We start from the raw sequence: 6,464 nt of genomic DNA, 5'->3' as shown, positions 1-6,464 counted from the left end.
CGTCCGCACCCGCACCCGCCGCGCCCTCCTGGCCGGTCGTGCCTCCGTCTGCCCCGGTCGTCTCCGCGCCCGCCCCCGGCGCCGCAGCCGCCCGCGCGGCCGTCTCCGCGCCCTCCCGCGTCTCCTGGGCGAGGCGCTCCTCGAGCGCAGCCTGGCGCGCCCACATGGCGGCGTAGGGGCCATCGCCCGCGGCCAGCTCGGCGTGAGTGCCGCTTTCCGCCACGCGGCCGCGATCCATCACGTAGATGCGATCGGCGCCGGCCAGCGTGCTCAGGCGGTGCGCCACCATGACGACCGTGCGGGTGCGCGCCAGCTCCTCGACGAGCGTGACGATGGCCGCCTCGCTCTCGGCGTCGACGCTCGACGTGGCCTCGTCGAGGAGGTACACCGGCGCGTCGGCCAGGATGGCGCGAGCCAGCGCCAGGCGCTGCCGCTGGCCGCCCGAGAGGTTGGAGCCGCGCGCCGCCACCGGCGCGTCCAGGCCGCCGGCTGCGGCCACGAAGGCGTCGAGGCGGCAGCGGCGCAGCGCATCCCAGAGGGCCTCGTCGGGGGCGGCCGGCGCCGCCATCAGCAGGTTCTCGCGCACCGTTCCCTTGAACAGGTAGCTGTCGTGGCCCACGCGCACCACCGCGCGACGCAGCGCATCGGGGTCGATCTGCCGGATGTCGGCGCCGCCCAGCTCCACGGTGCCCGTGAAGCCCTGCGCCGCACCGGACAGGACGGCTGCCAGCGTCGACTTCCCCGATCCGCTCGCCCCGGCGATGCCCACCAGCTCGCCGGGGCGGGCCTCTGCGTCCACGGCGTCGAGCACCGTGCGCTCGCCGTCGTAGGAGTAGCCCACGCCGCGCGCCACGAGGGCCGTCCCCTCCACGGGACGCGTTCCGCGCGCCGGCTCGGCCACGTTGAGGATGGCGAACATCTTCTCCGCCACGGCCATTCCGTTCATGGCCGTGTGGAAGTACGACCCCAGGGCGCGCAGCGGAATGAAGAACTCCGCCGAAAGGAAGATGACGGTGAACGCGCCGGCGAAGGTGACGCTGCCGGCGGCAAAGCTGCCCAGCGTGAGCAGGATCCCCACGGCGGCGCCGCCGAACGCGAACAGGTCCATGATGGCGATGGATGACAGCTGCATGCGCAGAAGCCGCATGGTCGCCTGGCGAAAGCCCTCGGCCTCGCGGTTCATGGCCTGGTGGCGCGCCTCGTCGGCCTGGTAGACCTTGAGGGTGGTGAGGCCCTGGATGCTCTCGAGGAAGCTGGCGCCCAGGTCGGTGTAGGAGCCCCAGTAGCGGCGCATGGTGCGCTTGGCGACGCGCATGACCGCCATGATGGAGAGGGGGATGAGCGGCACGCAGACGAGCAGCCCCACGGCGGCCGGCAGGCACAGCGGCGCGAGGAACGCGAACAGCGTGAGCGGGGCGATGAGCGCGTAGGCCAGCTGCGGCACGTACTGGGCGAAGTAGCTCTCCAGCTGCTCGCAGCCCTCGACGCACACCTGGACGGCCTCGGCGGTGGAGACGTCCTCGCGGTAGGCCGGCCCTCGGCGCACGAGCTTGTCGTAGACCTGCTGGCGCACGGCCTGTTTGGCCGCGGTGGCGGCGCGCACCCCGCAGGCGGTCGCCTGGGCCTGGGCGGCCCAGCGCACGATGATGGCCGCGGCGGCCGCGCCGGCCAGCCAGGCGGCGCCCTCGGCGGTGGCCGTCCCGGCCAGCACGGCCTGCAGGAACAGGCCGATCAGGTAGAACAGCGCGATGGTTGCCAGCAGTCCCACCCATTGGAGCGCCACGTCCAGCGCGATGGCGCGTCGCGCGCCCGGCGCCAGGGCCAGCAGCCGCCTGTCAAGCATGGAGCGTTCCCCCCTCTCGCGGCGCGGCGCCCTCGCTTGGCGATGGGCTCCGGTGCCGCCTACAAGTTTAATATGGTTAACACGCGTATTCTAGGGGGAGGGAGGAAGAAAGTAAACCATCGGTAATTTTGTGCCACAACCTTCCCATGGCCGCGTTTCCCGTGGCCATGTCCCTGTGGCCGTCGCGTCGCGGAGGCCTCCCGCAGGGGGCGAGCACCTGCTGCGGGGGGGGGCTCCGGTTCTGTGGTCCTGCGAGCGCCTGTTGCTACGGGGTGCATCCGACCCCCCCGCGCCCTGGCCCGGTATGGCTCCTCCTGGCGGGCAAGCCGCACGCGGCCTCCGCGGCCTGGCCCAGTGCAGCCCGCTCAGCGTGTCCCCCGCTGCCCCGCTGCCCCGCGAGCGCCTGTCGCGACGGCCCTCATCCGGTTATGTGGCCTTGCGAGCGCCCGCCGCGACGGGGCGCACGCGGCCTCCCGCGTCCCCTCGCCCTGCCCCCCGCGCCTCCTCCCAGTGAGCATGCCGCACGCGGCTTCCGCGGATTCTCCGCGCCTCCCGCTGCCGCGCGAGCGCCCGTCGCGACGGCCCGCATCCGGCCCCCGCGTTCCTCGCTGCCCCGCACGGCCCTGTGCTACGTCATCATGGGCAACCAGTGAGTGCCCGACTTCTCCCAGTTCCGCGCCCGCCGCCGCGGCTCGCATCTGGCTCCTCCTGGCGGACAAGCCGCACGCGGCCTCCGCGGCCTGGCTCCATCAGATCGGATGCCCTTCCCGCCCAGCGTGCCTCCCGCGCCTCCCGCTGCCCCGCGAGCGCCCGCCGCGACGGCACGCATCCGGCCCCGCGCCTCCCGCTGCCCCGCGAGCGCCTGCCGCGACGGGGCGCATCCACCCCCCGGCGTCCCCGCGTCCCGGCCCGGCGCTACACCAGCGTCTCTTCCACCTCTTCCCGGCGCTCCTCGGCGTGGCGCAGCTCGTCGACGATCTTCTCCACGTCTCGGGCGATCATCAGCTCCTCGTTGGTGGGGATCACCATGATCTTCACGCGCGACCGATCCTCGGAGATGATGCGCTCGCCGGCGCGCAGGCGGTTCCTTCGCGCATCGAGCACGATGCCGAGCGGCTCCAGCCCGGCCAGGCACTTCTCGCGCATGTACTCGGAGTTCTCGCCCACGCCGGCCGTAAACACGATGGCGTCCGCGCCGCCCAGCACGGCGAAGTACTGGCCGATGTAGCGCTTGATGAAGTACGCGTACAGCTCAAGCGCCAGCACGGCGCGCTCGTTGCCGGCCAGCGCCGCCTCCTCTACCGCGCGCAGGTCGCTCGACACGCCGGACACGCCCAGAAGCCCGCTCTTCTTGTTCATGATCTCGTTCATCTGCTCGGGCGTGTAGCCCAACCGCGTCTGGATGTGGGTCACCACGGCCGGGTCGATGGTGCCGCAGCGCGTGCCCATCATGAGCCCGTCGAGCGGCGTGAGCCCCATGGTGGTGTCCACGGCCACTCCGTGGTCCACCGCGGCGATGGACGCGCCGTTGCCCAGGTGGCACGTGATGAGCCGCAGGTCGTACACATCGGCGCCGATCATCTTGGCGGCATGGCGCGCCACGTAGCGGTGCGACGTGCCGTGGGCCCCGTACTTGCGGATCTGGTAGTCGGTGTAGTACTCGTAGGGCAGCGGGTAGACGTAGGCGCGCGGCGGCAGCGTCTGGAAGAACGCGGTGTCGAAGACGGCCACCTCGGGGATGCCGGGCATGAGCTCGCGGCAGGCGCGGATGACGTTGAGCGCCGGCGGGTTGTGCAGGGGAGCGAGCTCCGAGCAGACGGCGATCTTGTCGAGCACGTCATCGTCGATGAGGGTGGATGCGCTGAAGAACTCGCCGCCCGACACGATGCGATGGCCCACGGCGTCGATGTCCGCCAGGCTGCGGATGGGCCCGCGCTCGACCTCGGTGAGCACGGCGATCACGCGTTGGAGCGCGTCGTGGTGATCGCGGAGGGGCTCGGCGCGCTTGAGCTCGCCCAAGCCGCGGTCGAAGGTGTGGACTGCATCGGGTCCGCCCACGCGCTCGCAGAGCCCGCGGATGAGCACGACTCCGGTGGCCAGGTCGATGAGCTGGTACTTGAGCGACGAGCTGCCCGCGTTGAGCGTGAGGACCTTCATCGGCGCCCCCTCTCGGCCAGGTAGGCGAGGGTGACGATCTTCGTCTCGAAGGTGCCGGTGGACATGACGTCGCCCTCGTCGTCGTAGGCGTTGACGCGCCATATCTGCTTGACGCCCTCCACGCGCTCGAGCTCAGCAACGCCGCGGACGCTGCCCGCGCGGCCTGACTTGCGGTGGCGCACGTCGACGCGTGTGCCGAAGGGGCGCTCGGTCTCCAGGTCGGCACGCAGCTCGGCTGCGCGGCTGGCCACCGTCTCGAGCAGGGCGAGCGTGGCGCCGCCGTGCACGAAGCCGAAAGGCTGGAGGACGGCATCGGTGATGGGCATGACGGCCTCGCAGCGCTCGGGCGTGGCCTCGGTGAAGCGGATGCCGAGCAGGCTGATCAGGCCGTCGACGCCGCAGGTGGTATCCTCGTGTTCCATGGCGTGCCTTTCCGTGGTCGGTGTCGCGTCACAGTATAGCGGCGCCGCCCGCGCCCGACCCGGCCGTGCGGCGGGTTCCTCCGAACCGTAGGAAGCGCCGGGGCGGAGCGCGGGGGGGGGCTTACAGCCGCTTTTTCGCCGGAAAATGGCACTAATTGGCAGTTTGGTACGGTGCGCGAGGCCCTTTGGCGTTTCCGAGGGCGCGCTGGATGATGCCCAGTCGGCGTTTTCCCAGGTCGCAGAAACCAGCTGGCCGGCCTGCCGCTCCGGCGCGCCCGTCTTACCGTACCAAACTGCCAATTAGTGCCATTTCGGAGGGAAAAAGTGGCGGCGGCCCGCTGTGGGCCGGGCCGCCGGGTCGTGGAGCGCTGCCTGCGCGGCGAGCGCGGGAGGGCGGGCGCCCGCGCTGCGGGGAGGGCGTGGCTACGCGGAGACTTGGAGGAGGAGATAGCGGTTGAGGCGGCCGGAGGCGCCGTCGGCGCTGAAGCGCGCCAGCTCGCGGGCGCCGGTGGCGGCGCACACGGCGGCCGAGAGGGCGTCGACCTCGGACTCGGCGAAGTGGTGGCAGTAGCGCCAGGCGCCGAGAGCGTCCTGCCAGCCCAGCAGGCGGTCTCCCTCGTCGAGCGCGGACTCATCAAGGCCTAGGTCGACGAGGGCGGCGGGATGGCTGGTCGCCGCCTTGCGCGCCAGGCGCTCGTCATCAAGGAACTGCCAGAGCGAAACGGCCGCCACGCCGCCGGGTCGCAGCTGCGCGACGAGCGCCGCGAGCGCTGCCGCGCGCTGCTCGAAGCCGGGCACGTGGTGGAGGAACCCGAAGCTCACGGCCAGGTCGCAGGGTGTGAGTCGGGGCAGGGCGAGCGGGGCGCCCGCCACGACCGCCGTCGGATTGTCCGCTGACGCGCGGTCGCCGGCCTCGGCTCGCGCTTGGCTCGCCGCCGTGCCCGCGCCGCCCAGGAGCGCTGACACTACGTCCAGCTCGTGGAAGCGCACGCCGGGCAGCGCGGTGGCGCCGTCGGCGAGGGTCGCGCAGCTGTCCACGGCATCCACGCGGATCGCAAGGTCGGGCAGCGCGTCCATGAGGAAGCGCTCGAAGCGCAGGTTCCCGCATGCCAGGTCGAGCACGCGGAGCGTTCGCCCGTCAGGCGCGGGGGACGTGCGGGCGTTGGGAGGCCAGGCGAAGCGCCGTGCGTCCCCGGCCGGGGCGCTTTCGTCCGAGGGCCGTGGCGCGTCTCCCGCGGCGGCACCCCCGGATGCGCGGATCTTGCCGGTGGCCTGGAGGTTGCGAGGCGGCATCGCGCCCGCGGCGGGATCGGCCGGGGCGGGGTCAGAGGCGTGCGGTTCGCCAAGCGCTTCGAGCGCCCTGGCCAGGCAGCGCCGCCAGCCCTCCCACGGTGCCTGGCGCGTGGCTGAGAACGACGAGGCGTGCTCCCGGTAGAAGCGGGCGTTCAGCTCGTTGAGTCGTTGGGCGGTGGTGGTGTCCATGGGGCCATTGTAGCCCAGAGCGTGTCGGCCCGCGATCCGCGCGCGCCGCGGCTGCAGGGCGGCATCGCGTCGGTCGCGGGCCGACGGGGATCTGCGCGCCCCGGCCGCCTGTGAGGAGCAGGACGGCGGGGCGCGAGATAGGGAGGGGCGACCGCAAGCGACAGGCGAAGGGCAAGACGCCTGGCGACTCGCGTGGCCAAGGGGTGGGCGGGCAGGGCGGCAGCCCCCTGTGCAGAAGGCGTTGCCGCAGGTGCCCCGGCCGCAAGAGGAAGAGGGTCGGCCGGGGCATCGGGTTGGGCGCGGCAGCGGCTTCGGGGCCATTGTTCCCCCGGGCCCGTGGCCGCCGGCCGCGCCCCCTGGCTCCAGGGCCGCCTGCCAGACCTTCTCGGCTGCCCCGGAGCGGCTCATTGTGGGGGAGTCGCATGCGTTCGTTGTCACATAATCTTGGGTAACTTCGCGAAAAACCTGCTGCGCCCCAGGTAAAGGGGTGGAATTCTGCCCCCAGCCCCAGCCCCAGCCCCCGCCCCCGCCCCAGCCCCCGCCCCCGCCCCCGCCCCCTT

At 72.6% G+C, this 6,464-nt stretch carries 4 protein-coding genes; all 4 read right to left on the bottom strand.

Translation table 11 applies throughout. The features are described from left to right. Positions 1-1,843, bottom strand: a 1,843-nt coding sequence (locus D1643_RS09160) for an ABC transporter ATP-binding protein/permease (RefSeq protein ID WP_160710329.1), incomplete at its 3' end; no start/stop codon positions are given. Between the two features lie 915 nt (positions 1,844-2,758). After that, on the bottom strand, positions 2,759-4,000 hold the full coding sequence (locus tag D1643_RS09155; protein ID WP_160710328.1) for an acetate/propionate family kinase: 1,242 nt from the start codon (positions 3,998-4,000) through the stop codon (positions 2,759-2,761). Then, positions 3,997-4,422 (bottom strand): PaaI family thioesterase, encoded by a 426-nt coding sequence (locus D1643_RS09150; RefSeq protein WP_160710327.1) that lies wholly within the window; start codon positions 4,420-4,422, stop codon positions 3,997-3,999. Before D1643_RS09150 ends, D1643_RS09155 begins: the two co-directional genes overlap by 4 nt. A gap of 423 nt (positions 4,423-4,845) precedes the next feature. Beyond that, positions 4,846-5,904: a hypothetical protein gene (locus tag D1643_RS09145; protein WP_160710326.1), complete on the bottom strand. Its 1,059-nt coding sequence runs from the start codon at positions 5,902-5,904 to the stop codon at positions 4,846-4,848. Positions 5,905-6,464 lie beyond the last annotated feature (560 nt).

Origin of the sequence: Enterorhabdus sp. P55 (assembly GCF_009911695.1) — a bacterium.
GTDB lineage: Bacteria > Actinomycetota > Coriobacteriia > Coriobacteriales > Eggerthellaceae > Enterorhabdus.
This window is presented reverse-complemented; position numbering and strand designations above follow the sequence as displayed.

Bases quoted from the DNA above. Each gene is read 5' to 3' on its own strand.
- D1643_RS09145 (WP_160710326.1), bottom strand. From the start codon at position 5,904: ATGGACACCACCACCGCCCAACGACTCAACGAGCTGAACGCCCGCTTC.
- D1643_RS09155 (WP_160710328.1), bottom strand. From the start codon at position 4,000: ATGAAGGTCCTCACGCTCAACGCGGGCAGCTCGTCGCTCAAGTACCAG.
- D1643_RS09150 (WP_160710327.1), bottom strand. From the start codon at position 4,422: ATGGAACACGAGGATACCACCTGCGGCGTCGACGGCCTGATCAGCCTG.